We start from the raw sequence: 23650 nt of genomic DNA on the forward strand, positions 1-23650 counted from the left end.
TTTAGTTCGCTACAGAGCTATAAGGTTAAAGGTTATGAGTAAATCAATTGAGCACGAGCTACCTAATTTAGCACTCTCACAAAGCATTCCTCCTAGCGTTAAGGATTTCACACGAACGTTTTCATCTCATAAGCCTAAAATTTTATTGTTATACGGATCGCTGCGAGCCCGCTCATATAGCAAGTTGGTTATAGAAGAGAGTGCGCGCTTGCTAACCCACTTTGGTGCTGAGGTTAAAATATTTAACCCTGAGGGGTTACCCATAACAGATAGTGAAGATGAGACGCACCCTAAAGTGCAAGAGTTGCGTGATTTAATGCTTTGGTCTGAAGGGCAAGTATGGTGCTCGCCAGAACGTCATGGTGCTATGACAAGCGTATTTAAAAATCAGATTGATTGGATCCCATTAAGCTTAGGAGGAGTGAGGCCTACGCAAGGTAAAACGTTGGCTGTAATGCAGGTTTGTGGTGGTTCGCAGTCATTTAATGTGGTTAATCAGTTACGCGTACTAGGGCGTTGGATGCGCATGGTAACAATACCTAATCAGTCATCTGTGCCTAAAGCGTTTTTAGAATTTGAAGAGAGTGGCCGAATGAAGCCTTCCGCTTTTTACAATCGAATTGTGGATGTAATGGAAGAGCTCGTAAAATTTACTTTATTAATGCGTGACCAAAAAGAACACTTTGTTGATAGGTATTCTGAACGAGTAGAAACAGCAGAGCAGCTCAGCAAACGCGTAAATCAAAAAGACATTTAGGAGGTTACTGTGGGGTTATTTGAGCGTTTTTTATCGGTGTGGGTAGCGCTGGCAATTGCGGTAGGCATTATAGCTGGTTACGCGATACCCGATATATTTAGTGTTGTTGCAAGCTTAGAATATGCACATGTAAATATTGTTATCGCTGTACTTATTTGGTTTATGATTTACCCGATGATGGTGCAAATTGACTTCTCCTCCATTAAAGACGTAGGTAAAAAGCCTAAAGGCTTAGTGCTGACAGTTGTTATCAATTGGCTCATAAAGCCCTTTACCATGGCCTTACTAGGGTGGTTATTTTTTAAAGGTATTTTTGCAGACTTTGTTGTCCCACAAACAGCGACAGAATACATAGCCGGTATGATTTTATTAGGTGTAGCACCATGTACTGCAATGGTATTTGTGTGGAGCCAATTAACAAAAGGTGATGCTAATTACACGTTAGTGCAGGTATCTATTAACGATATTATTATGATTTTTGCCTTTGCGCCCATTGCAGGCTTATTACTAGGGGTAACAGACATAACGGTACCGTGGGACACGTTATTACTTTCAGTGGTTTTGTATGTACTTATTCCATTAATAGCAGGCGCTATTACCCGCAAAAAGTTGGATAAAGGTGAAGATCACACACGGTTAAATCACTTTTTAAAGGTAATGAAACCATATTCCATCATTGGTTTACTGGCAACGGTGGCGCTTTTGTTTGGTTTTCAGTCTCAAACTTTAATAGATAAACCAGAAGCCATTGTATTGATTGCTATTCCGTTGCTTATTCAAACGTATGGTATTTTTGCAATAGCTTATATAGCTGCAAAAAAAATGGGCCTAGCTCATAGTATTGCAGCGCCTGCTTGCATGATTGCAACCTCTAACTTTTTTGAACTGGCTGTTGCCGTGGCTATTTCATTATTTGGTTTACACTCTGGCGCTGCGCTTGCCACCGTTGTAGGGGTGCTTGTTGAAGTACCTGTTATGCTTAGCTTAGTTTATTTTGCTAATAAAACGCGTCATTGGTTTAACTAGGAGAGCGGTATGGTTGTTATTCATCATAACCCCGATTGTGGTACATCGCGCAATGTATTGCAGATTATTAAGGCCGCTGGCTATAACCCCATTGTTATTGAATACCTTAAAGAAGGCTGGACAAAATCTCAATTGTTAGCGTTATTTGCCGCAGCAAACTTAACACCAAAAACAGCGTTGAGAGTGAGTAAATCGCCTGCTAAAAAACTTGGTTTGTTGAATGAAAACATAACAGATGAAGCTATTTTAGAGGCCATGCTTGCGCACCCAGTACTCGTTAACAGACCTATAGTGTGCACCGAAAAAGGGGTTAAGTTGTGTCGCCCTAGTGAACAAGTTTTAACGCTGTTAGCGCAATGGCCTAAAGGTGAGCTATACAAAGAAGACGGCGAAATGATATTGAACGCGCAGGGCGAGCAACCTAAAAATTAATAAATTATTTACCAAAACCCCGTTTACATGGGGTTTTTTTGTTTAGCAAAATTATAAACATTTAAACTTGCTTAGCGTGCTTGTGCTAATGACTATTTTGAACAACACTTTAAATAGTCGCGTTGCCACAGAGAGCACTATGCATAAAGCCTTTATAAAACTTGGTAAGCAAAAAAAAATAATGTACTTAACGAGTTTTTTGCTGGTAGTCATTATTTTTAATGTGCTTTTAAATAATACGCTCCATAAAAAAATCCACAAAAATGGCCAGCAGTTAACACAGCAAATTTATGAGCTGCAAATTAACGCTAATGCTGATAAAGAAATAGTGCAGGCTTTAGTGCAGAGTAAGGGCTTTATGCTAACTGCACACTCTAATGCAGAGCATTTTAAATACTTAGTCAATATACAACACGATGTATTTAGCTATAAAACACTTAGCATAAGTTTATATCACTGGCCCGCTTGGGTTGAACAAGCTTACTTATTTTTATTATTAAATCTTATTATGTTGGGCGCTGCCAGCTGGTGGGTTAGATGGTGGAAAGTAATCATCAATAAGCCAACTGCCAACATACCACTACCGCGCACTCAGACTAAAGCAGCTAAAAAACCTTCTACTCAAATAGCTACGCTAAATTGCGAAGTAAAATCTATGTATGGGGCTACTACAGCAAGGCATAGTTTATTCGCAATTGTGAAATGTGATTGTGTATTTGATGAAAATACCGATATACAAGCAAGTTTTAAGGTAATGATAGCAAAGTATTTTAAAGAGCTCCCCTCAGTATCTGTAAACTTATTTGATGCAAATAATGTCGCTATCACCTTAAATAATATTCCGGTAGAAAAGCTAGATACATACAGTGAAAATCTTCATGAATGCGTTTATCAAATTTGTAGGCGCTATCGAAGTACTGTAAAACGTAAAAACATAAAAGTTGGTTTGTGTGATTATCGGTATGCAGCCGAGCAACCTGTTATTTTTAAGTTAGCTAAGTCTGCCTTGCTTTTTTCAGAAAAAAACGTGATCCAACATTGGCATAGGCTTACTTTGCAGCACGATCAAGAGAAGTTAATATCTTGTGGCCAAGTTATTGAAAATATTAAAAAGAAAAAGTTTATTTTATTTTTTCAACCATTATTTATGATCACCAGTGGCGATATTGTACAACATGAGGTGTTAATCAGAATTAGGCAGCAGCCACATGGTTTATTAGCAGCACGTTACTTTATTAACCAAGGCTTTGATAATCTTCAGGCATTTGAGCTAGATAAAGCGGTACTCCTGCAGGTTAAAAAGCTGATTTTGACAGAGCCTAACGAGCTTGCAGTGAGTATTAATTTACATATAAGTAATTGGTTTAACGAAAAGTTTTGGGATTGGTTTGTAACCAATATGCAGGCGTTCACAAAAGAGCGTAAGCTACAATTTGAAATTAGTGAAGCTGACTTTATTAAATACCAAACAAAATTGACCTACGCTTTTGAAAAACTCACGGCCCTAAAAAGTGTAGTGGTGATTGATAATGTACAGAGTGTTGAACATATTGACCAAATAGCTTCTCAACCAATAGCCAGTGCTATAAAGCTAGGCTACGCGCTTGTACATAATGTGGATGAAAAGGCTCAACAACAAAAACAGGTTAAAAATATTGTAGCGCAAAGCAAGTTGCTCAATATGCCTGTGTATGCGGTGGGTGTAGAAACCCAAAAAGAGCTACTTATGTTGGCTAAACTAGGTGTAGTTGCGGCACAAGGCTTTTACTTTTCTGAGCCTCTGCAAGAGTACACACATGCCACGTTTTATTAGGAATAATTACTAAATCAAGCCACGATACTTTAAACCATTGAGCCCCTGTAAACCGCCTGTATGAATAGCCATTATATGACTACCAGCAGCAAAGTAGTCTTGTTCGATCAGCTGCCATAATGCATACATCATTTTACCACTGTATATAGGTTCAAGGGGTAAGTTATGGCGCTGCTGCATGCGTTGGCAAAACTGCCACAATTCATTGGTAAACTTACCATAACCGCCACCATGAAACTCTGTAAGTAGTTGCCAATTTGATTGCTGGGCGGCTTTTTTACTAAGTATTGTAATTTCTTTGTTAAGGTATTCGGCTTGCTTTAATACCGCAATTCCTAGCAGCTGTGTGTCCTCAAAGCTGCCTTCAATTAAACCTGCAAGTGTCCCGCCACTGCCTGTGGGACAGATTAAGTAATCATGCTTAGGTAAGCTTTTAGCAAGCTCAGCACACCCTGGCAAGGCATGTGTATTACTTCCACCCTCTGGAATTATGTATGCATAGGGGAATTGTGCTTGCAGCTGAGCTAAGTAATCTGGGTCATGGCGCTGCTTATATTCAATACGCGTAACCACATGTAAGTCCATTGCACATTGTTTAGCAAAGCGCACTGTGGGGTTTTGGGTGTCTAAATGGGGTCCTCTAATGATGGCGTGGGTTTTTATATTAAATAATTTACCCGCCCCAGCGCAGGCATGAATATGATTAGAAAACGCGCCTCCAAAAGTGAGTAACTGTGTTTTATTGGTGGCTTGCATGTGCTGTAAATTATATTTTAGTTTACGCCATTTGTTACCACTAATAAGTGGGTGGAGCAGGTCATCTCTTTTAATGCTTAAGCGTATGTTTCTTTTTTTTAGACAATTGCTATCTATTTGTTGTATTGGGCTTTCTTTTTCAATATTAAATAAATTAAGCATTATTTCTCGTGTTTATACTTGCAAACCAACAATCTTGTACGACACTTAGTTAATCTCTTATTAACAATAGTAGCTGTATGAAAAAAAAGCTGTTTTCGTTGTTATCTTGGTTAAATCGCAGTTTAGACTCTAGCACATCAATTGGTATTGCTACTTATGCAGATACTGTAAAAGCAGTGTGTTTAAAAAAAAATCAAGGGCAGTGGTACGTTCATAACTCATATAGCGTGAATGTTGAAGACCTCACAGATTATACAGCTGCTATTGCAACTTGCACAAATGAAGTTTGTGCAGAGGTGTGCCCAGTAAATTTAGTGGTGCCTCACTATTTTTATCAAATAGTGCAAATGGATAAACCCATGTTGAGTGACGAAGAAATCATTCAATCCTTACCTTGGACAACAAAAGATTTAGTTGATATTCCGCCAGAGAACATTGTTGCCGATTTTATCGATTACCCAATCGTTCAGCCTATGCAAAGCAGTAAAATGAATGTGTTTATTACCAATAAACTTCAGTTACTGCCTTTTATCGATAGCTTTTCAAAAATAAAGCCTGTCCTCAGGGCAATGACCTCGGAAGAGATGATTTTAGTAACCTTGTTTGGTGAAGATAAAAGTGCACACATGCTTATAGTGCAACACGCAGGGCACGAGCCACGTATTTTAATTATTCGCGATGGTCAGCTTTTATTAGCTAGACGATTGAACGGGTTTTTAGGTATTTCGGATAAAGAGCGTACACACGGGCTAGTAGAAGCCCTTGGTCTTGAGATTCAAAGATCAATGGACTTTTTTGAAAGCCAATTAAAGCAGCCTCCTATTAGAAGTATTCAGCTGCACTGTGATGACCTGTCGTCTTTGACTTTAAGGGCTGGCCTTGCAGAATTTTTACAAGTAAAAGTTGTTGATTTCAAACCTAATATCGATCTAGCCCAAGATCTTGAGCCAAGCTTCTATTACGCATTGGGGGCCGCGTATCAATTAACCAGTCCGGATTCGGTGCTATGAAAACACGGATTAACTTTTACCAAAAAGCGATTAGGGTTAGGCGCGACCCCGTTCCTTTTAAAGGCATGCTAGTACTTTGGCTAGCTACCTTATGTGTAGTTGCATTAACTTGGCTTTTTTATTTATACGAAGAGCATAAAAGTCTGCAATTAGTAACACAAAGCGAGGCCTATTTAACACACACACAACAGCAATTAAGTGTGGTAAAGCAGCGCTTAGCTGATAAACAAAATAAATCGCATTTGATTGATGAACTAAAAGTACTGCAACAAGAGATATTGCATAAACAACAGGTGTTTGATTATTTAGAAAACACATCTATGCATACCAAAACAGATTACGCAGATGTGATGCATGATTTGGCCGCGTACCACGAGCCGCAAATTTGGCTCGATCAGATAAAGTTTGAAGGTCAAAAAGTAATGCTCAAAGGGCGTACTCAGCAAGCCAAATTTTTACCTATTTGGCTTGCTAATCTCAAGCATTCGAGCTTTTTCAAAGGGAAGGAGTTTTCAGTGCTGGAACTGTCGAGCAGAGATGGCGTGAGCGAGTTTAATGTGGCTACAGAACTTAGTTCAAGTGAGGTAACGCAATGAGTGAGCAAAGTGAAAAAAAAGGCTGGCCATTATTTGTTAAATACCAAACAAGATTCGCAACGTTGCAGCAGCGCGAAAAGTATTCAGTGCTATTTGTTGGCTTATTTCTGATTGTTTACTTGGGATTATGGTTTGTAGTGTTCCCACAGCAAGATGCAGTAAACAATTTACGCATTAAGCAAAATGAATTGTGGCAAAAAATAAACCAAAATGAAGCACAGCTTTCTATGCTTACACAGGCATTAGAGCATGACTACACAAAAGTACTAAGAAATCAGGTTGGGCAAACACAGCGCGAGTTAGAAGAGATAAATAATAAGCTAAGTATGTTTAGCCAAGGTTTTATTTCGGCTAACAAAGTACCCGCTGTATTAAGGGATCTATTCGTAAACACACCGGATGTGCGTGTTGTTAGCTTTAGGGTAAACCCAGCAAAAGCAATTGATGTAGAAAAACTGGGTGAACACGATACGCAAACGCTGTTTTTTGAGCACCAAATGGTGGTTACATTGCAGGGACGTTATTTTAGTTTACAAGGATACTTAGAAGGCCTTAAAGCAAGCCAACAAAAGCTGCTTATACAGCAATTTAATTATCAAGTGAAAACATACCCTAATGCAGAGTTAACATTACAAATAGCCACGGTGAGCGCCAATGAAAAATTTATTGCTTTATAGTTTGTGTGTGATTTGCATATGTTTTTTCCCTGTTATTAGTTCAGCTGAAATACTGCGCGACCCTACACAACCTAGCAAAACACCAATAATAAATGGCGCAGCAGTAAGTAATACAGCGCTGTTGTTACAGTCAATTATTAAAACCGAAAAGCAATACAAAGCGATTATTTCTAAGCAGGTATATAAGCCAGGAGATGTAGTAGGTGAGTTTCGGGTGCTAACAATAAACGCTAATTCAGTGCTGTTAGCAAATGATGATAAGCAAATAAAATTAGAATTATACGACTATGAAATTAAAAAATAATACAACAAAGCCATGGCTTGCGCTTATTTTAATACCGCCTTTTTTAACGGCGTGCCATAGTTTTAAGCCCGGAAAAGAGATTCAGCCACATATTGCTCAAGAGCTTGCGCCTGTCAGTAACAAAGCAAAAAGTGTGGCACCGGTAGAGGTAAGTAGTGCGCTAACACAAAGCCTACTTTCATCACTTAATAGTGAGCAAAGCCTAACCAATGAGTTAGCTGTAAAACGTTTTGATGTAGCCGCAAAAGAGGTAGAAATAAGCTCATTTTTTAATGGCTTAACGGCTGATACGCCATACAGCGTTGCAGTACACCCACAGGTAAGCGGTGTTATTTCTTTAAATTTAAAAAACGTAACCTTTGAAGAAGTGATAGCGGTTATTAAACGCATGTACCCATTAGATATTGTTCAAGAAGGGCGTATTGTACAGGTGCTACCTGCAATTATGCGCACAGAAACTATACCGGTTAATTATTTAATGATGCAGCGCCATGGGCAATCAACGGTAAGTGTTGTTGCAGGTGGGGTAAGCCAGTTCTCACAAAACAACTCAAGTTCAAACTCAAACTCATACAGCAGCAATAATTCGAGCCAAAATAATCAGTTTGGCAGCGATAATCAGAATACTGAGTTAAATGGCTCTCGCATCCAAACAATTAATCAAAACGACTTTTGGAAGGAGCTTGAACTTGCTCTTAAATCGCTTATTGGCTCAAACGATGGACGTTATGTAGTTGCCAGCCCGCAGGCAAGCTTAGTTACGGTTAATGCCTTGCCAAGTGAAATAAACCAGTTAAAAGATTTTTTACGCCAAAGCCAAGAAAACCTTCAGCGACAAGTTATTCTTGAAGCTAAAATTGTCGAAATAACTCTAAAAGATGAGTACCAACAAGGAGTTAACTGGGAGCGAATTTCTAGAGGGTTAGAAGGTGGGGTGTCGTTTGCAACAACAGCAGGCAGCATAGGTAATTCTATTTCAGCTACTTTAGGAGGGGTCTCCTCGTTAACGATTGAAAAAGGCGACTTTAGCGGCGTAATTAGCTTGCTTGAAACCCAGGGTGACCTACAAATGCTTTCTAACCCCCGTGTAACGGCTACAAACAATCAAAAAGCCGTGATTAAAGTAGGACAAGATGAGTACTTTGTTACTAATGTTTCGAGCACAACGGTAACGGGTACCTCAACGACTACGTCACCAGAAATAGACCTAACGCCGTTTTTTTCGGGCATTGCGCTCGATGTCACACCGCAAATTGATAAATATGGCTCAGTTATTTTACATGTTCATCCTTCGGTAACCGAAACAGAAGAGCAGCTAAAGGTGATTACATTAGATGATCAGCGTTTTGAGTTGCCGCTTGCACAAAGCAATATTCGTGAATCTGATACGGTGATCCGCGCTCAAAGTGGTGAAATAGTCGTAATAGGTGGGTTAATGCAAACCACGACGGAAGATGAAGAGTCGAAAACACCGATTTTGGGCGATGTGCCAATATTAGGTAACTTGTTTAAAAGTATTAGTAAGCGCCAAGAGAAAAAAGAGCTCGTTATTTTAATCAAGCCAACGGTGGTGATGCCCGACACATGGAAAAAGCAACAGGCTCATAGTCGCGCGCTATTAAATACATGGTATGAGAACTAACTATGTATTTAAGCTTTTTTAATTTAAGTGAAATGCCTTTCACCTTAACCCCAAACACTGAGTTTTTTTGTGCGCTTGAACCACACCACGAAGCCATGCAAGTGCTGACCACTGCGCTAGAAATGGGTGAAGGGTTTATAAAAGTAACAGGGGAAGTAGGGACAGGCAAAACCTTACTATGCAGAAAACTTTTAAATCAAATTGAAGAAGACTATTTCGTGGCTTATTTACCTAATTCTTATTTAAGCCCTGAAGAGTTACGCTGGGCTATTGCTGTAGAGCTTGGTATGGAGGTAGATAAAACGCTAGATCAGCAATCGTTAAGTCAGCAAATAAATCATTACTTACTTGAGCTACAAGAAGATAACGAACGGGTTGTGTTATTAATAGATGAAGCACAGTGCCTGAGTTGGGATACACTTGAAGCACTTCGATTATTTACAAACCTAGAAACCGAAACCGAAAAGCTTATTCAGGTGGTGCTATTTGGCCAGCCAGAATTAGATGAAAAGCTAGCTAATAGTAAGGTGAGGCAGTTACGCCAGCGTATTAGTTTTTCATACTCATTGCGTGCAATGACCGCCAGTGAGGTTATTTATTATATTAATCACCGTTTACAGGTGGCGGGTTTTAATCAGCCACTACTATTTACTAATCGATTAGGATTAAAAATAGCGCGTGCAAGTCGAGGCATTCCACGGTTGGTCAATATTTTATGCCACAAAGCTTTACTGCAAGCATACGGCGAAGGCCTTAATAAAGTAACACCGCGCCATGTACATCTTGCCATTGCAGACACCGAAGATTGCAAAAAGCACCATGCTAACCATTACTTAACTTACAGCTTATTAGCTATTAGTGTGTTTGCTATTGCAGTTATGTGGTTATGGAGGCAATGGCTATGAGTGTGATTAATAACATGCTCAAAAACATCGACCAGCGCCAAAATGCTCAGCGTAAGCAGCAAATTGCTGGGGTCGCTATTCCCCCCGTACGCGACTACCATGATGTATTATTTAAAGTATTGAGTGTGTTACTCGCGATTGTAATTATTTTTACAGCCTACCTTTATTTGCCTTTTGCACAAGCCCCTCAAACGAGTAGCGACACAGCTGAAAAAGCCCATGCTGTTAATAATAGCAGCCAGCCGGTTGAAATTGCTCAAGCTAAAATTACCCCAGTAATTAAGCCTTTAAAACCATTAAGCGAAGAGAGAACAGCTGCTGAAGCGGCTTACACTCCTGCAGTTGCGCAAAAAAAACTGGCGCAGGAGCAAAGCAATAACGCGTTGCTTAAGCAGGCAAAAGACGAAGTAATACAGCAACACGCTGTAGAGAAAGACACGCTACTAAGCAAAAAAAACAGCCCCACAGAGACAAGCGTAAAAGTAGCCGCTAGTACAGAGATAAATGCCCCACTTGAAGCAAAAAGCAGTGCACCAGTAAAAAGTATTACACAGGCTGAGCAGCCACCCGTTGAAAATAAATTAGTAAAAACTGCCAGTGTTAAGCAAAGCAAAGCCCAGCGCATAGCACAGCAATTAAAGCGTGCTAAACAAGCGTTGGAATTTGCTTTATATGATGATGCGATTAACGATTTAACCGCTATTTTACAAACACAACCTGAGCATGTAGAAGCGCGAAACTTACTCGCGGCAACCTACTTTCAGCAACAAGATGTACTTATGGCTCAGCAGTTATTAGTTGCTGGCATAAAAATAAACCCTGAGGTTGTGCAGTGGCGCGTAATGCTCAGTAAAATTTTAATTATGCAACAAGAGTACGAAGGCGTGCTTAAACTGCTTATAACCAAACTTGAGCCGCAAGCAAACTTGGAGTTTTGGGTATTAAAAGGCACTGCAGCACAAAATACGCAGCAACATCAAATAGCGCTTGCGTGTTTTACACAACTTACACAGCTTCAGCCTCAGCAGGCTAAATGGTGGCTGGCGTTAGCAACTTCAAAAGATGCGTTGGGAGAGTTTGCTGATGCAAAGCACCTTTATAAAGTTGCACTCGATTTAGGCGGTTTAAATGCCGCAATGACGCAACATGCACTACAGCGTTTAGTTGCATTGAAGGAGGCGTTATGAGACCCAGTTTAAAAATGCGTTTAGGGGATTTACTCGTTCATGAGCAAATGATCACCGAAGCGCAGCTAAGTGAAGCACTTAATGTGCAAGCCGCGTCAGGGCGTAAGTTAGGGGCTACATTAATTGCGCTTGAATTTATAAGTGAGCCGCAATTATTACGCTTTTTAGCTCAACAATTACAAATACCATTTTTAGATATTTCGCAGCGGAAAATATCTTCAGATGTATCTAAGCTACTTTCTGAGGTTTATGCTAGGCGTTACCGAGCATTAGTCATAGAGGACAATGGTGACTCAGTTTTAGTCGGGATGAGTGACCCCGCAGATTTGAGAGCGTTGGATCAGCTAGCGCCAATGCTAGCCCCTAAGCGAGTTGAGTTGGCTGTAGTGCAAGAAAGCCAACTTATGGCTGCGTTTGATAATGTGTACCGCCGAACAGAAGATATTACTAACTTTGCTGAAAAGCTACACGAAGAATACGAAGACGTAGAAGAGTTTGATCTTAATTCCTTAGCAGATGAAACCTCTGATGCCACCGTGGTAAAACTACTGCAATCTATATTTGAAGATGCAGTGCAAGTACGCGCCTCAGATATCCACATAGAGCCCGATGAAAGGCTATTACGCATTCGTCAACGCGTTGATGGTGTATTACAAGAGCACATACTAAATCAAGTAAAAATAGCCTCAGCCTTAGTGCTTAGGCTCAAGCTTATGTCGGGGTTAGATATATCGGAAAAGCGTTTACCGCAAGATGGCCGTTTTAATATAAAAGTACACGCGCACAGCATTGATGTGCGTTTATCGACAATGCCTGTGCAATATGGTGAGTCAGTTGTGATGCGGTTGCTCGACCAATCTGCAGGGCTTTTATCGTTAGATGAAACAGGCATGCCGGTGCATATTTTAAAACGCTTGCGCAGCATTATAAAACGCCCGCATGGCATGGTGTTAGTCACTGGGCCTACAGGCTCAGGTAAAACCACCACTTTGTACGGCGCTTTAAGTGAACTTAACCAACAAGAAAGTAAAATTATTACCGTAGAAGATCCGGTTGAATACCGCATTGGGCGGGTAAATCAGGTGCAAATAAACAACAAAATTGGTTTAAGTTTTGCCAGTGTACTAAGAACCACGCTACGCCAAGACCCCGATATTATTATGGTTGGCGAAATGCGTGACCAAGAAACCGTAGATATAGGGCTAAGAGCTGCATTAACGGGTCACTTAGTGCTTTCTACACTTCATACCAACGATGCCATATCAAGTGCAATGCGCTTAATTGATATGGGGGCGCCAGCTTATTTAGTCGCCAGTTCACTACGGGCTATTATTGCTCAGCGCTTAGTTAGGCGCATCTGCAATGAGTGTAAAACACCATACCATCCAGATAAACAAGAACAAAGTTGGCTTACCTACTTAGGTGAAGATGCTAACAGCACACAGTTTTGGCGAGGTGAAGGCTGCACTGCCTGTAGCCATAGTGGCTATAAAGGCCGGGTGGGGATTTTTGAACTGCTAGAAATGAACGACGCTATGATGGATGCTCTGCGTATTAACGACACGCAACGTTTTGCCGAAGCGGCTAAATGTAGCGCTAATTTTGCACCGCTATCTTATATGGCTTTAACGTATGCAAAGCAAGGAATTACCTCGTTAGATGAGGTGTTTAAAGTGGCTGAATATGTGCCTGAAGTAGTAGGTGGTGACGATGCAGCTATATAGTTACAAAGCCAAAGACACCAAAGGCGTGCTGGTTAAGGGGCGTGTTGAGGCAAATAACGAGGCTGGTGTAGCCGATAGCTTACTAAAGCGTCAATACATACCCATATCAATTTCATTGGTTGAAACAAAAAACAATATTAAGTTATTCGATAATTTGTTTAGTGAAAAAATAACCCTTGATGACATGATCATGTTTTCACGGCAAATGTATTCATTACTTAAAGCGGGTATTCCTATCATTAGAGCAATGATAGGCTTGGCTGATACCACGCAAAATAAAGAGTTTAAAAGTGTATTACTTGAAGTCACCCGGCAACTTGAGCAAGGCCGCGAATTATCGAGTGCTTTGGCCATACACAATAAGGTGTTTAGCCGCTTAACTATTTCTATGGTTAAGGTTGGTGAAGGGTCAGGGCGATTAGAAGATGCGTTTTATCAACTGGCTATTTACTTTGAAAAAGAACAAGAGACGCGTAAACGAATAAAAGCCGCTATGCGTTACCCCACGTTTGTTATTTTGGCGCTTTTAGTCGCGATGATCATTTTAAATATTTTTGTGATCCCAACCTTTGCCAGCATGTTCGAAAAATTTGATGCAGAGCTGCCTTTAATGACCCAAGTTCTCATCGGTACCAGTAACTTTTTTGTCAATTATTGGTGGCTGCTGGCGCTGATGTTAATTGGTGGAGTCTTTGCTTGGCGTCGCTATATAAATACCTCGGCTGGACGTTTTAAGTGGGATCACCACAAACTAAAAATTCCTTTTGTCGGCGATATTTTAAAGCGCACCTTGCTTGGACGTTATAGCCAAAGTTTAGCTATGGTGCTTCGCTCCGGCGTCCCTATGACGACAGGGCTGTCGTTAACGGCCCATGCAGTTGATAACAGCTACATGGAGAAAGCCATTATCACTATGCGCCAAGATATCGAAAAAGGCGACAGTTTGCTGCGTGCTTCGCGAAGTAGTGAGCTATTTTCACAACTGGTACTGCAAATGGTGGCTGTGGGTGAAGAAACGGGCCGAGTAGATGAATTACTGCAAGAGGCGGCCGACTTTTATGAGCGAGAAGTTGATTACGATTTACGCAGTTTAACCGCGAAAATAGAACCTATTTTGACCGTGTTTGTTGCCATTATGGTGCTTATTTTAGCGCTGGGCATATTTATGCCGATGTGGAACATGATGTCGGCTATTAAAGGGTAGCCATTGTGAATAACTGGCGCGCTCATGAAACAGGTTTCTCATTGTTTGAGTTGATTTTAGTAGTTGTTTTACTGGCAGTTATTATGGCTTTTGCTATACCTCAATACATAGGGGTTAAAAATCAGGCTCATAACGCGAGTGTCGATGTAGTCGCTGGTGGGTTTGCTTCAGCGGTAACGATGATAAGAAGTCACTGGGAATTATCGGGGCGCCCGAAAGGCGTTAATAATACAACACATATTAACTACGGAGGTGTCATTGTTGGTGTCGATGGAAATAGGGGCACACCAACGGGTGATAAAACGACTAATACTGATACGCGGGCCAGCGCAATGACTGCACTGAAATGCCAAAAAGTATTAAAGGTAATTTTACAAGATGCGCCTACAAGCACATTAAGTACCGAGGTTTCTGCAATAACCGAGGTGAGTTATTTAGTGCGTTATAACGCTAAAAACAACCAGTGTATTTATTATTTAACACATAATTTAAACACTAACAACTTACCTACCGATGGCGCTGTGATAGCAAAAAACGTAGGGTTTTCGTACTTTCCAACTACAGGCAAAGTGCAAATTTTTAAAAACTAAGTAATAAAGAGGCTTACTTATGAAAATGCAGTCATTAAAACAACCAATGAATAAGCAAGCAGGTTTCACGCTTGTTGAACTAATAATTGTAATCGTGATTTTAGGTATTTTAGCGGTGACCGCTGCCCCTCGTTTTTTAAACCTGCAAGGTGATGCTAATGCTTCTACACTCGAAGGTTTACAAGGCTCAATTCGAAGCGGCATGAACATCGTTAATGGTAAATCCATTATCGCAAGCGATCATAAAAAAGCGACAGCCACGGTGACCGTTGATACTGGTGATGCAGTAGCGACTGTTTATGGCTACCCTGCGGCAACAGAAGCAGCCTTTGAGGCTTTTTTAGATGTTACATTTGCATCTGACGACTCAGCTGATTTTAACCTTGTAGAGGTTGCCGCTGATGAAAAAGCAATTATTTTCCCTAATAGCTACGTGCAAACTGATGATTGCCGTATTGAATATACACAAGCTGCAGATGCAAACAGCGGCACGCCGCCAGTATCTGTAACGCCTCCTACTGTTACGCTTATCACGAGTGGGTGTTAATTTATATAAATGAATAGCAGTAGTAATCAACGATTGCGTGGCTTCACCCTTGTTGAACTAATTATTACCTTAGTTATTTTGGGCATACTGTCGGTAACGGCAGTGCCCAAGTTTCTGGGCAGTTCAACAGAGCAAGCATACTCATACAGAGATAGGGTATTAAATGCCCTGCGCACCGTACAATTACGTGCAATGCAAAATACTGCAACAAGCAGCTGCCACAAACTGTATATTTCACCTACCTTGGTTGCGGGGCCAGAGCCAGGAACCTGTGCGGGCGGCCCAAGTACCAAAAATAGCGAGCATTTAGTTGTCGAAATAAACACTGGGCGTAGTGACGTACGTTTTAATGCTTTAGATAGCAATGGCAATACGTTTTCGCAAATAAACTTTGATCCACTTGGAAGGGCTGATCAAAATTGCGCAGTGTTTTGTAAAATTGATCTCGGCCTTGCAGCTGTATGCATTAGCGGTGAAGGGCTTATTTATGCCTGCCCCTAAAAAGCAAATAGGCTTTACCTTAATAGAACTGATTATAGCCATTGTCATGTTTGCTATTGCGCTAAGCATTATTACAGCGCTTATAGCACCGCAAGCAAAGCAAAGCGCTGAGCCTATTGTCGCGCTGAGAGCGTCAGAGCTTGGGCAAGCATTAATGAACGAAATATTAGCTAAATCATTTGATGAACATAGCGAACGTTCGCCACCATTTAGGCGCTGCTCTGAGACCAGCTTAGGTGCACAGCCTTGTAGTACTAGCTCTGAACTGGGTGCAGACAGTGGAGAAACACGGACAAATTTTAACGATGTTGATGATTATATTGCGCTCACCGGGCAGCCTATTAGTGATAGTTTAGGGAATACATTAGCGCAATACAGCGATTTTTCACTAGCTGTGAAGGTGCAATACGACAGCGACCTAAACGAGGCAACCAATAACGATGGCGTTGCCTTTAAACGAATTACCATTGAAGTAACCTCACCCTTGGGGCAAGTGTACGGCTTTAGTGCATACAAAGGTAATTATTAATGAATAGAGCAGAGCAAAAACAGGGTTTTACCTTAGTTGAGCTATTACTTGTCATAGTAATTATTGGCATTTTAGCCGTGGCGTCATTTTCGTTTATCAGCGCTGGATTTAATATTTATAGCCAAGGTGTAAAGCGCCAAGAAGCGGTGGCGCAAAGTCGCTTTATTTTAACCCGATTAAGTAAAGAGCTTCGCCACGCAACCCCTAATTCGTTGCGCTTAAATTGCGACAACGCCAGCAATGGAGCGTGTAGCACGCAGCAATGTTTAGAATTTACACCATTTTTATCTGCCACTCACTATACCGGTTATTTACCCACTAGCGCTCCTTTTGAGATTACCGCCGTGAATTTTGCACTTAATAATTTAACTGAGCCACAAATAAACGATTGGGCAAGTGTCTACCCATTAAATAGCAGCGATATATACGATGAAAGTCAAAACAAGCGTTTAAAAGTCATCGGCTATAGCGCTGTTACAGGTGAGCTCGATACATGGCAATTTAGCAAAGCATTTGCTCAAGAGTCACCGAGTAAGCGCCTTTACTTATTAGATCAGCCCGTTAGCTTTTGTGTAGAGGGCAATTCACTGTATCGCTATAGCAATTACGGCTTTACTACAAGCCAATTAAACGCTGCCAGCTTACAGGTTAGCTCCGGCGTTAAACGCGATTTAATGAGTAATTATATTTCAAATGACTTAACGAGCAGCGCCTTTTTTATATTGAGTGAGGTTACACTGCAGCGCAGCGCGGTTGTTAATGTGTTTGCGCAAATGGGGTTTAACGACACCGAACAAATAAGTATTAGCCATGAGGTGCATGTGCCTAATGTTCCCTAAGATAAAAAACATCACTTTAGCTAAAAAACAGCAAGGCAATTTGCTCATAATTACATTGGTGATCATCGTCACTATGCTGGCACTGGGGCTGGCACTTTCAAAAGTGTTATCGGGGGCGTCGCAACAAAATACCATTGAGTATTACGGCGCGCGTGCTTATATGGCAGCGCAAAGCGGGTTAGAAACTGGTTTAAGTGAAATTTTTGCACTAAATAGCACAGCACAAACATGCAGTGCTGTAACCACTAATAGGAATTTTAGCACCCTCTATTTAGCCAACTGTGAGGTTGAATTGAGTTGTAGTGAATATATCGACTTGCCCGATAGTAGCACCCGCTCTGGCACGGTTAATATTTACTATTTACAAAGCTCAGCAACGTGCGCCGCCAATGACTGTGCTGCCGGTGCAGCGTGTCAAAAAGAATATTGGCAAACCCAACGTACTCTAAGTGTGGAGGCTAAAACATTACCATGAGCAAATATACCCTCTGTATTTTATGTTTAATAAGTTTGCTACTAAGCCGATACGCTATGGCTGTACCGCCAAAAATTGAAGGGCGATTTATAGAGTTACAAGACACTTACACTTCACCCATTTGGACAAAAATAAACTTTCAGCAGCAATATATAACACCGCCTGCGGTATTTATGTTGTCAACTAATCAAGGCGGTAACCCCGCTATAGTGAGAATACGCAATGTAACAACCACAGGGTTTGAGGCACTTCCCCTCGAGCCATCAGGAGAAGATGGCGAGCATATAACCATGGGCGCGCATTATTTAGCGGTAGAATACGGAGTGCATGAATTTCCTGATGGTACCATTATGGAAGTAGGGAGCACCGACCTACGCCTTGAGCTGCAATATGGTGCTAAGTCGGGATTTGCCCCCATCACACCGAAAGGTTATAAAGCCCTGACTTTTGATAAACCATTTACTGTTAGACCCAACTTTTTTCACTCGTTACAAACACTTAATAGTTTAGATAGTAACCCGCCATCTCAAGCGCTTGTGCCCTTTTTAACGGTTGCCGTACAAAGCGGTTCTTTATCTACAGGTGGAGTAAATATAGCGTTAGAGGCCTCCGAAACCGCATTAGGTGTTATTCAAAGTGAAACTGTGGCCTACATGGCCGTAGAGCCTGGCAGCAATCGCACCTTTACTGATGACAACGGGGTCGAAGTGTTGTGGGAAACTTTCTTTACAGGGTTCGAAGTTGATGGCTGGAGTGATGGATGTAATTACTTTAATTTTAACAATAACTTTAGCGAAGCGCCGCTGGTAGTGGCAAGTAAGAACTCCCGGCTTGAGGACGATGGTGGATGGTTGCGTAGCTGTAATTTAAGAGCGGATAGGTTAGGGTTGGTTGTCGATGAGGACCGTGATGGCGATAGAGAGCGTAACCACGTAAAGGAAGAAGCCTCTATATTGGCCATGACCAGTACGTTTGTATTTAATGGTGACATTTTAGATTGCGATACTTTATTTCCTGGCGCTATTTCTACCTACAATGATGGACAAGTGCAGCTTGTTCAAGGCGTGGAAATAACCGATAGCAATGCCCAATTTATTACTACCACTAATTTAATATCAACGGCGCTAACTAACCCACCTCTATGTAATGGCCAAGGCTGTGTGGCAACTGGGTATAACTCCCTAGAGCCAAATCAAGCTGCGCAAGTCCCCACGGTCACAAACGATGGAAGCTCTACCGGTGATGTGCCTATAATGCTAGCTGGCGATTATTTTTATGACGAACTAACACTTAACTTATTAGAAGATGATTACAAGGTAACAGCGCCCACCCGTATCTTTTTAAAAGATACGACATCGCTAATTTCTAGCGCATTTTTAAACATAGGTAAAACAAATATAGCGGTTGAAGAAGGGGCGTATTTAGCCATATACGTAGATGGTGATGTTGCCATTGCCGCCGATGCAAATATTGCTGCATATATCGTCGCAACGGGGGAGATAAGAATTGCCCAAAATGTTACTTACCAAGGCTCAATAACTGCTGCAACACAAGTAATAACCGAGGGCAGCTCTTCGTTTGATGCGCTAGAGGTCCCTGAGAGTATTCCTGGATTTTGCGGTATTTTTACGCCGGTTTTGCTTGATCACTACCGCATATCAATGAGTGATAACCAAGGTTTAACCTGCCAAGCAAAAGAAATGACGTTAACCGCCTGTGCAAACGATGCATGTGATTTACTCTATGATGAACCTTCTGCCCTTGACCTTTCTCCCGATAACAATGGTCAACAAAGCTGGGTAAGCGGTGAAAATATTACCTTTACAGGCTCTGCCACAGTGGCCCTCGCAAAGCGCACCACCGGTACCGTAACGCTTGGTTATAATACCGCCGACCCATCAGCACCGCTGCGTTGTTATATTAATGGCAATAACGTAGGACTGGGCGGGTGCAAAGTGGTTTTTTCTGATGCGGGGTTTATTTTTAATAACGACACAGCCAATACAGCGAGTATCCCCACTCAATTATCTGGTAAACCCTCTAGCCAAGGTTTTAATGCCGCCGAGTTATCTATTCAAGCGGTTAAAACAAATACTACCACAGGCGTATGCGAAGCCGCGTTCCCTGCAGGTGGTCAAGTTGATTTAGATTTAGCGTATACCTGCAGCGCCGGCGCTATATGTTCAGACCCAGTACAACTGAGTAATAATACCAATACGTATAGTGTGCAGCAAGCATATCAAACCTTTTCGCTCACCTTCGATCAAGACTCAAAAGCGCCTATTGCTATTAACTACCCTGATGCCGCTAAATTAAGTTTAAATGCACGGGCAACAATTGTATTAGACCCAATAACTAATCTATCAAAAAGATTAACCGGTAGTTCTAACGAATATGTAGTTAAGCCCTTTGGATTAGCAATGCAAGTTGCAAGTGACGGCTATGCTCAAACAGCAAGCGATAGTTTATTTAGATTAACAGGTGAGTCATTTGATTTAAAAATGAATGCAGTACAGTGGCGAGCAGGGCAAGACAATAACAACGATGGCATACCAGATAACTACAGCGCTATTCATAGCAACCCCATTGCCAAACACTTCATTAGTGAGTCCCCTACAGTAACACATAGCTTAGTATTACCGAGCTCTGGTAATGAGGGGCAAATTGAAGCGCTAAATACTAATGCGTTTGCTGATACGGGAAGCTTGAGTGAATCCATATCGCAGTACGCTTATGACCAAGTAGGTATTATAAACGTGTTTGCGGGTTTACAAGATGGCGATTATTTTGGGGTGGGCGATGTAAAAGGGCAGTTAAACAACGTAGGCCGGTTTGCGCCGTCACACTATCAGGTATTAGGTGCTCAAGCTGCTGCGCAGTGTACACAACTAGGTAGTAATCTAACGTATTTAGATCAGCCATTTGAACTTGGCTTTACTCTGCAAGCACTTAATCATAACAACCAGCTAATGGCGAATTACAAGCAAGGTTTTGAAAAAGCTCAAGTACAAATAAATGCCGAAAACAATCAGGCCGGAAATTATGTACCCGCATCAACGTTAACCAGCAGGTTAGCCAATATAACGAGTAATAGTTGGAACACCTTAACTGATGGACAGTGGCAAATGAGTGACAGCACAGCCATGTTAACGCGATTAGGCATAAATAACCCCGACGGTCCATTTACTATGGTTAATTTAATGGCCACTGTCACTAATACAGAAGGCGCAACATTAATCGATGCAAATGATGAACCGAACACGCAAACCAGCTGCAGTGGTAACGAGTGCAATAGTGTACGTTTAAATGATGTACCAATAGATTTTAGATTTGGACGTTTAGTGTTAGGAAACAATGTTGGTTCAGATTTAGATCCCTTACGCGTACCTATGCAGGCTCAGTATTTTAATGGAACCGAGTTTGTATTAAATACCGAAGATAACTGCAGCGTATTTGAGCACCCGCAGTTATCGCAAATATCGCCATCAACGCCAATATTAAGCTATGAATATAGCGCAGGAGGAGCAGGTGCATTAGAGGCTGGCAGCTACCCTACAAACAATGCAATTTATGCTACACCAAATGGTAGTGGTACATTTACATTAGAATACGAAACCGAAAACTGGTTAAAGTGGGATTGGCTTGGCGATAACTCACAGCAAAATCCCCATGCTATTTTGCAATTTGGCCGCTTTAGAGGAAATGATCGGGTTATTTACTGGCGTGAAACAAGAGAATAGTTGTAAACTAAGATAATAATTGAACAAAGCTTGTGTTTTGTGCTTCAAGTACATAGCATAAGGCATTGGGTGTATTGATTTTTGATGGTTGAAAATTGCTCAGCTTTCAAAAGTGAGTACACTCTAATAAACAATAATAACGACCAAATAATTGCCGCTTTTTGGGACTGGAATATATGCGAATTGCTCCTTTATCTCTGTTAATTTCCGCTAGTTTGTTAGCTAGTAGTGCATTTGCACAAGACACAGCAACAGTAACCGGAATTGAATCAGAGATTAGTATTAAACAAACAGAATACGATAACTCGACACAAATACTCGAAAAACACTTAAAAGAAGAAAGTCAGTTACAAAACCAACTTGAACTACTTCGCTCTCGCTCTACAGAGCTAGACAAAGAGAAAAACCAAGCACTTGATGCGATGAACGAAATGTATCGCCGCATGATTGATGACCCTACGCTTGATATTAGCGCCGCCCAATCGCGCTATCAAAAAGCCGTGGTTGATCATAAGCAAAACAAAGACGACATCTCAATGCAGTTGGCGGCAATTGCATCTCACCGTAAAGATATCGAGCAAATTCGTGTTGCAAAACATACACTTTTAAATACGCTAGAGAGCTTAAAAGAGCAATTAACCACAGCCCGAGTTGAACGTTTACGTAATGAGTTTACCCGTGAAGGGACACTTGAAGTAAACCACACAATTAACTGTAAGCGTACCGAAACGCTCGCAGCCTGTGAGCAACGCGGCCAGCAAATGGGTTTACAAAAAGCGACTAAGCGTTTTGTTGATCAAATATTTGCTAATTTAACAGAAGAGCGCATTGTTGAACCAAAACGCAACATGGCAGGCGCGCAAGTACAAATTTTAAGTAGCCATGTGGTTAATAGTGCATTTAGCGGACAAGGTAATTATAACGTTAACTTAAGCGTAACAATGCGTGGCGAAGTAAACAGCAGCCGCTTATGTAACTTACTAAGTGTAGATAATCGTTATTGTTCTGAATATGGCTCACCACTGACAACAACGTATCAACCAGGTTATGGCGCAACTTACTCTGATAGTCAGTTAACATTCAGCAACACCGCGGATAATACCGACACTGTGTCTGTATCGCGATTGAATAAACAGCCTGTGCGCGATTATTCAGTTAACGCTGCACCTACAAAAAAAAACTATCCATCAATTTTAAATAAAGAACAAAATCAGCAAGTTGAGCTGACTTTACGTTCAAATGTTTACGATGATGAAGTGTTTATTGACGGGGTGAGTTTTGGTTCTACGCGTTTAGTTACACGTTTGCCGCGTGGTGTGCACAACATAGAAATACGTAAACTAGGTTATAAGCCTTACAAAGTAAGAGTTGATCTAACTAAAGCACAGACTATTCATGCTAACTTAGTAAAAAAGTCTGAGTCGATTGCTGCACCGGCTTACACTCGCGAGCAACCAAAACCTGTAACACGTACAGCAAGCACTAACCGTGCTACGAATGTACAAAACGATGTTGTAGTTGTGCCCGCGGGTAAATTTAAAATGGGCGATATTAACGGCAATGGTTTAGCAAATGAGCGCCCTGTTATTGAAAAAGTAATAGCCAGTTCATTTGCTATGCAAACCAAAGAGGTAACCGTAGGTGCCTATGAAGCGTTTGTTGCCAGCACCGGTTATAAAACACAAGCAGAGCAAAGCAAAGGCTGTGCGTATTATTTAAATGGCGAACCCGTATGGGAAGCTAATTTAAACTGGCGTAACCCAGGTTTTGAGCAAAGTAGTGATTTTCCTGCTGTGTGTTTAACATTTAATGACGCGAAAGCGTATGCAGAATGGCTTTCTGGTGAAACCGGACAGCAATACCGTTTACCTAATGAGGTTGAATGGGAATACGCTGCTCGCGCAGGGACAGAAACAGAATACCCTTGGGGTAACGAAATAGGTAAAAACTTAGCTAACTGTGGTTGGTGTGGTAGCGAATGGTCAAACAAACGTGCAGCACCGGTAGGTTCTTTTTCTCCTAACGCATTTGGATTATACGACACCGTAGGCAATGTGTGGGAATGGACAGCTAAAGAGTCAGGTGAATCTGATGTGGCAGTAAGAGGCGGTGCGTGGAACTTTGCGCCTAGCCTTGCACGTGCTTCAACACGATTAATTTTAGCGCCAGATTTTAGATCTAACTACATTGGCTTTCGCTTAGTCCGCGAACGATAGCATTTAACCAAGGAAGCC

The 23650-nt window shown here is 41.3% G+C and carries 22 protein-coding genes; 21 read left to right on the plus strand and 1 reads right to left on the minus strand.

Annotated features, from left to right (window positions below):
• Window positions 1-34: 34 nt before the first annotated feature.
• The 4 genes from arsH (at window position 35) to AN391_RS06260 (ending at window position 4028) form a co-directional block, all read left to right on the plus strand.
• Window positions 35-757, plus strand: coding sequence for an arsenical resistance protein ArsH (gene arsH, locus AN391_RS06245; RefSeq protein ID WP_055014605.1), 723 nt, complete (start codon window positions 35-37; stop codon window positions 755-757).
• 9 nt (window positions 758-766) lie between these two features.
• Complete coding sequence (gene arsB / locus AN391_RS06250; RefSeq protein WP_055014606.1) at window positions 767-1783, plus strand: ACR3 family arsenite efflux transporter; 1017 nt, start codon at window positions 767-769, stop codon at window positions 1781-1783.
• Between the two features lie 9 nt (window positions 1784-1792).
• Complete coding sequence (gene arsC, locus AN391_RS06255) at window positions 1793-2215, plus strand: arsenate reductase (glutaredoxin) (RefSeq protein WP_055014607.1); 423 nt, start codon at window positions 1793-1795, stop codon at window positions 2213-2215.
• 88 nt (window positions 2216-2303) lie between these two features.
• Window positions 2304-4028, plus strand: a complete 1725-nt coding sequence (locus AN391_RS06260) for an EAL domain-containing protein (protein WP_235576473.1) — start codon at window positions 2304-2306, stop codon at window positions 4026-4028.
• 9 nt (window positions 4029-4037) lie between these two features.
• Here the strand turns inward: AN391_RS06260 and AN391_RS06265 are convergent, their stop codons facing one another.
• Entirely contained in the window at window positions 4038-4946 is a 909-nt protein-coding gene (locus AN391_RS06265) for a 1-aminocyclopropane-1-carboxylate deaminase/D-cysteine desulfhydrase (protein ID WP_055014608.1), read from the minus strand.
• Window positions 4947-5023: 77 nt separating this feature from the next.
• On the opposite strand from AN391_RS06265, the gene AN391_RS06270 reads away from it, so the two are divergent.
• From AN391_RS06270 to AN391_RS06350, 17 genes are all read left to right on the plus strand, one after another.
• On the plus strand, window positions 5024-5956 hold the full coding sequence (locus AN391_RS06270; protein WP_055014609.1) for a hypothetical protein: 933 nt from the start codon (window positions 5024-5026) through the stop codon (window positions 5954-5956).
• Window positions 5953-6552, plus strand: coding sequence for a PilN domain-containing protein (locus AN391_RS06275; protein ID WP_055014610.1), 600 nt, complete (start codon window positions 5953-5955; stop codon window positions 6550-6552). The genes AN391_RS06270 and AN391_RS06275 overlap by 4 nt, the downstream gene beginning before the upstream one ends.
• A complete protein-coding gene (locus tag AN391_RS06280; RefSeq protein WP_055014611.1) occupies window positions 6549-7229 on the plus strand; it encodes a hypothetical protein in 681 nt (226 codons plus the stop codon). The genes AN391_RS06275 and AN391_RS06280 overlap by 4 nt, the downstream gene beginning before the upstream one ends.
• Window positions 7207-7533 (plus strand): hypothetical protein, encoded by a 327-nt coding sequence (locus tag AN391_RS06285; RefSeq protein WP_055014612.1) that lies wholly within the window; start codon window positions 7207-7209, stop codon window positions 7531-7533. Before AN391_RS06280 ends, AN391_RS06285 begins: the two co-directional genes overlap by 23 nt.
• Window positions 7517-9175, plus strand: coding sequence for a pilus (MSHA type) biogenesis protein MshL (gene mshL / locus AN391_RS06290; protein ID WP_055014613.1), 1659 nt, complete (start codon window positions 7517-7519; stop codon window positions 9173-9175). Before AN391_RS06285 ends, mshL begins: the two co-directional genes overlap by 17 nt.
• A 2-nt stretch (window positions 9176-9177) precedes the next feature.
• On the plus strand, window positions 9178-10080 hold the full coding sequence (locus tag AN391_RS06295; RefSeq protein WP_055014614.1) for an ExeA family protein: 903 nt from the start codon (window positions 9178-9180) through the stop codon (window positions 10078-10080).
• Window positions 10077-11267, plus strand: a complete 1191-nt coding sequence (locus tag AN391_RS06300; protein ID WP_055014615.1) for a M48 family metallopeptidase — start codon at window positions 10077-10079, stop codon at window positions 11265-11267. Before AN391_RS06295 ends, AN391_RS06300 begins: the two co-directional genes overlap by 4 nt.
• Entirely contained in the window at window positions 11264-12991 is a 1728-nt protein-coding gene (locus AN391_RS06305; RefSeq protein WP_055014616.1) for a GspE/PulE family protein, read from the plus strand. The genes AN391_RS06300 and AN391_RS06305 overlap by 4 nt, the downstream gene beginning before the upstream one ends.
• Entirely contained in the window at window positions 12978-14195 is a 1218-nt protein-coding gene (locus AN391_RS06310; RefSeq protein WP_055014617.1) for a type II secretion system F family protein, read from the plus strand. The genes AN391_RS06305 and AN391_RS06310 overlap by 14 nt, the downstream gene beginning before the upstream one ends.
• A 5-nt stretch (window positions 14196-14200) precedes the next feature.
• A complete protein-coding gene (locus tag AN391_RS06315; protein ID WP_055014618.1) occupies window positions 14201-14785 on the plus strand; it encodes a prepilin-type N-terminal cleavage/methylation domain-containing protein in 585 nt (194 codons plus the stop codon).
• A 19-nt stretch (window positions 14786-14804) separates the two neighbouring features.
• The gene (locus AN391_RS06320) at window positions 14805-15332 is read left to right on the plus strand and encodes a prepilin-type N-terminal cleavage/methylation domain-containing protein (protein WP_055014619.1); all 528 of its coding nucleotides are present in this window, start codon (window positions 14805-14807) and stop codon (window positions 15330-15332) included.
• 9 nt (window positions 15333-15341) lie between these two features.
• Window positions 15342-15833 carry a Tfp pilus assembly protein FimT/FimU gene (locus tag AN391_RS06325; protein ID WP_055014620.1) on the plus strand — a complete coding sequence of 164 codons (492 nt, stop codon included), beginning with the start codon at window positions 15342-15344 and terminating at the stop codon, window positions 15831-15833.
• The gene (locus AN391_RS06330) at window positions 15820-16362 is read left to right on the plus strand and encodes a type II secretion system protein (protein WP_055014621.1); all 543 of its coding nucleotides are present in this window, start codon (window positions 15820-15822) and stop codon (window positions 16360-16362) included. The genes AN391_RS06325 and AN391_RS06330 overlap by 14 nt, the downstream gene beginning before the upstream one ends.
• The gene (locus AN391_RS06335; RefSeq protein ID WP_055014622.1) at window positions 16362-17201 is read left to right on the plus strand and encodes a type II secretion system protein; all 840 of its coding nucleotides are present in this window, start codon (window positions 16362-16364) and stop codon (window positions 17199-17201) included. Before AN391_RS06330 ends, AN391_RS06335 begins: the two co-directional genes overlap by 1 nt.
• Window positions 17191-17676, plus strand: a complete 486-nt coding sequence (locus AN391_RS06340) for a hypothetical protein (protein WP_055014623.1) — start codon at window positions 17191-17193, stop codon at window positions 17674-17676. Before AN391_RS06335 ends, AN391_RS06340 begins: the two co-directional genes overlap by 11 nt.
• Before the next feature lie 56 nt (window positions 17677-17732).
• The gene (locus tag AN391_RS06345) at window positions 17733-21416 is read left to right on the plus strand and encodes an H-type lectin domain-containing protein (RefSeq protein WP_235576474.1); all 3684 of its coding nucleotides are present in this window, start codon (window positions 17733-17735) and stop codon (window positions 21414-21416) included.
• Window positions 21417-21592: 176 nt separating this feature from the next.
• Entirely contained in the window at window positions 21593-23632 is a 2040-nt protein-coding gene (locus tag AN391_RS06350; RefSeq protein WP_055014625.1) for a formylglycine-generating enzyme family protein, read from the plus strand.
• The last annotated feature ends 18 nt before the right edge of the window (window positions 23633-23650 follow it).

The sequence above is a fragment of the Pseudoalteromonas sp. P1-13-1a genome (genome assembly GCF_001401875.1).
Taxonomy (GTDB): domain Bacteria; phylum Pseudomonadota; class Gammaproteobacteria; order Enterobacterales; family Alteromonadaceae; genus Pseudoalteromonas.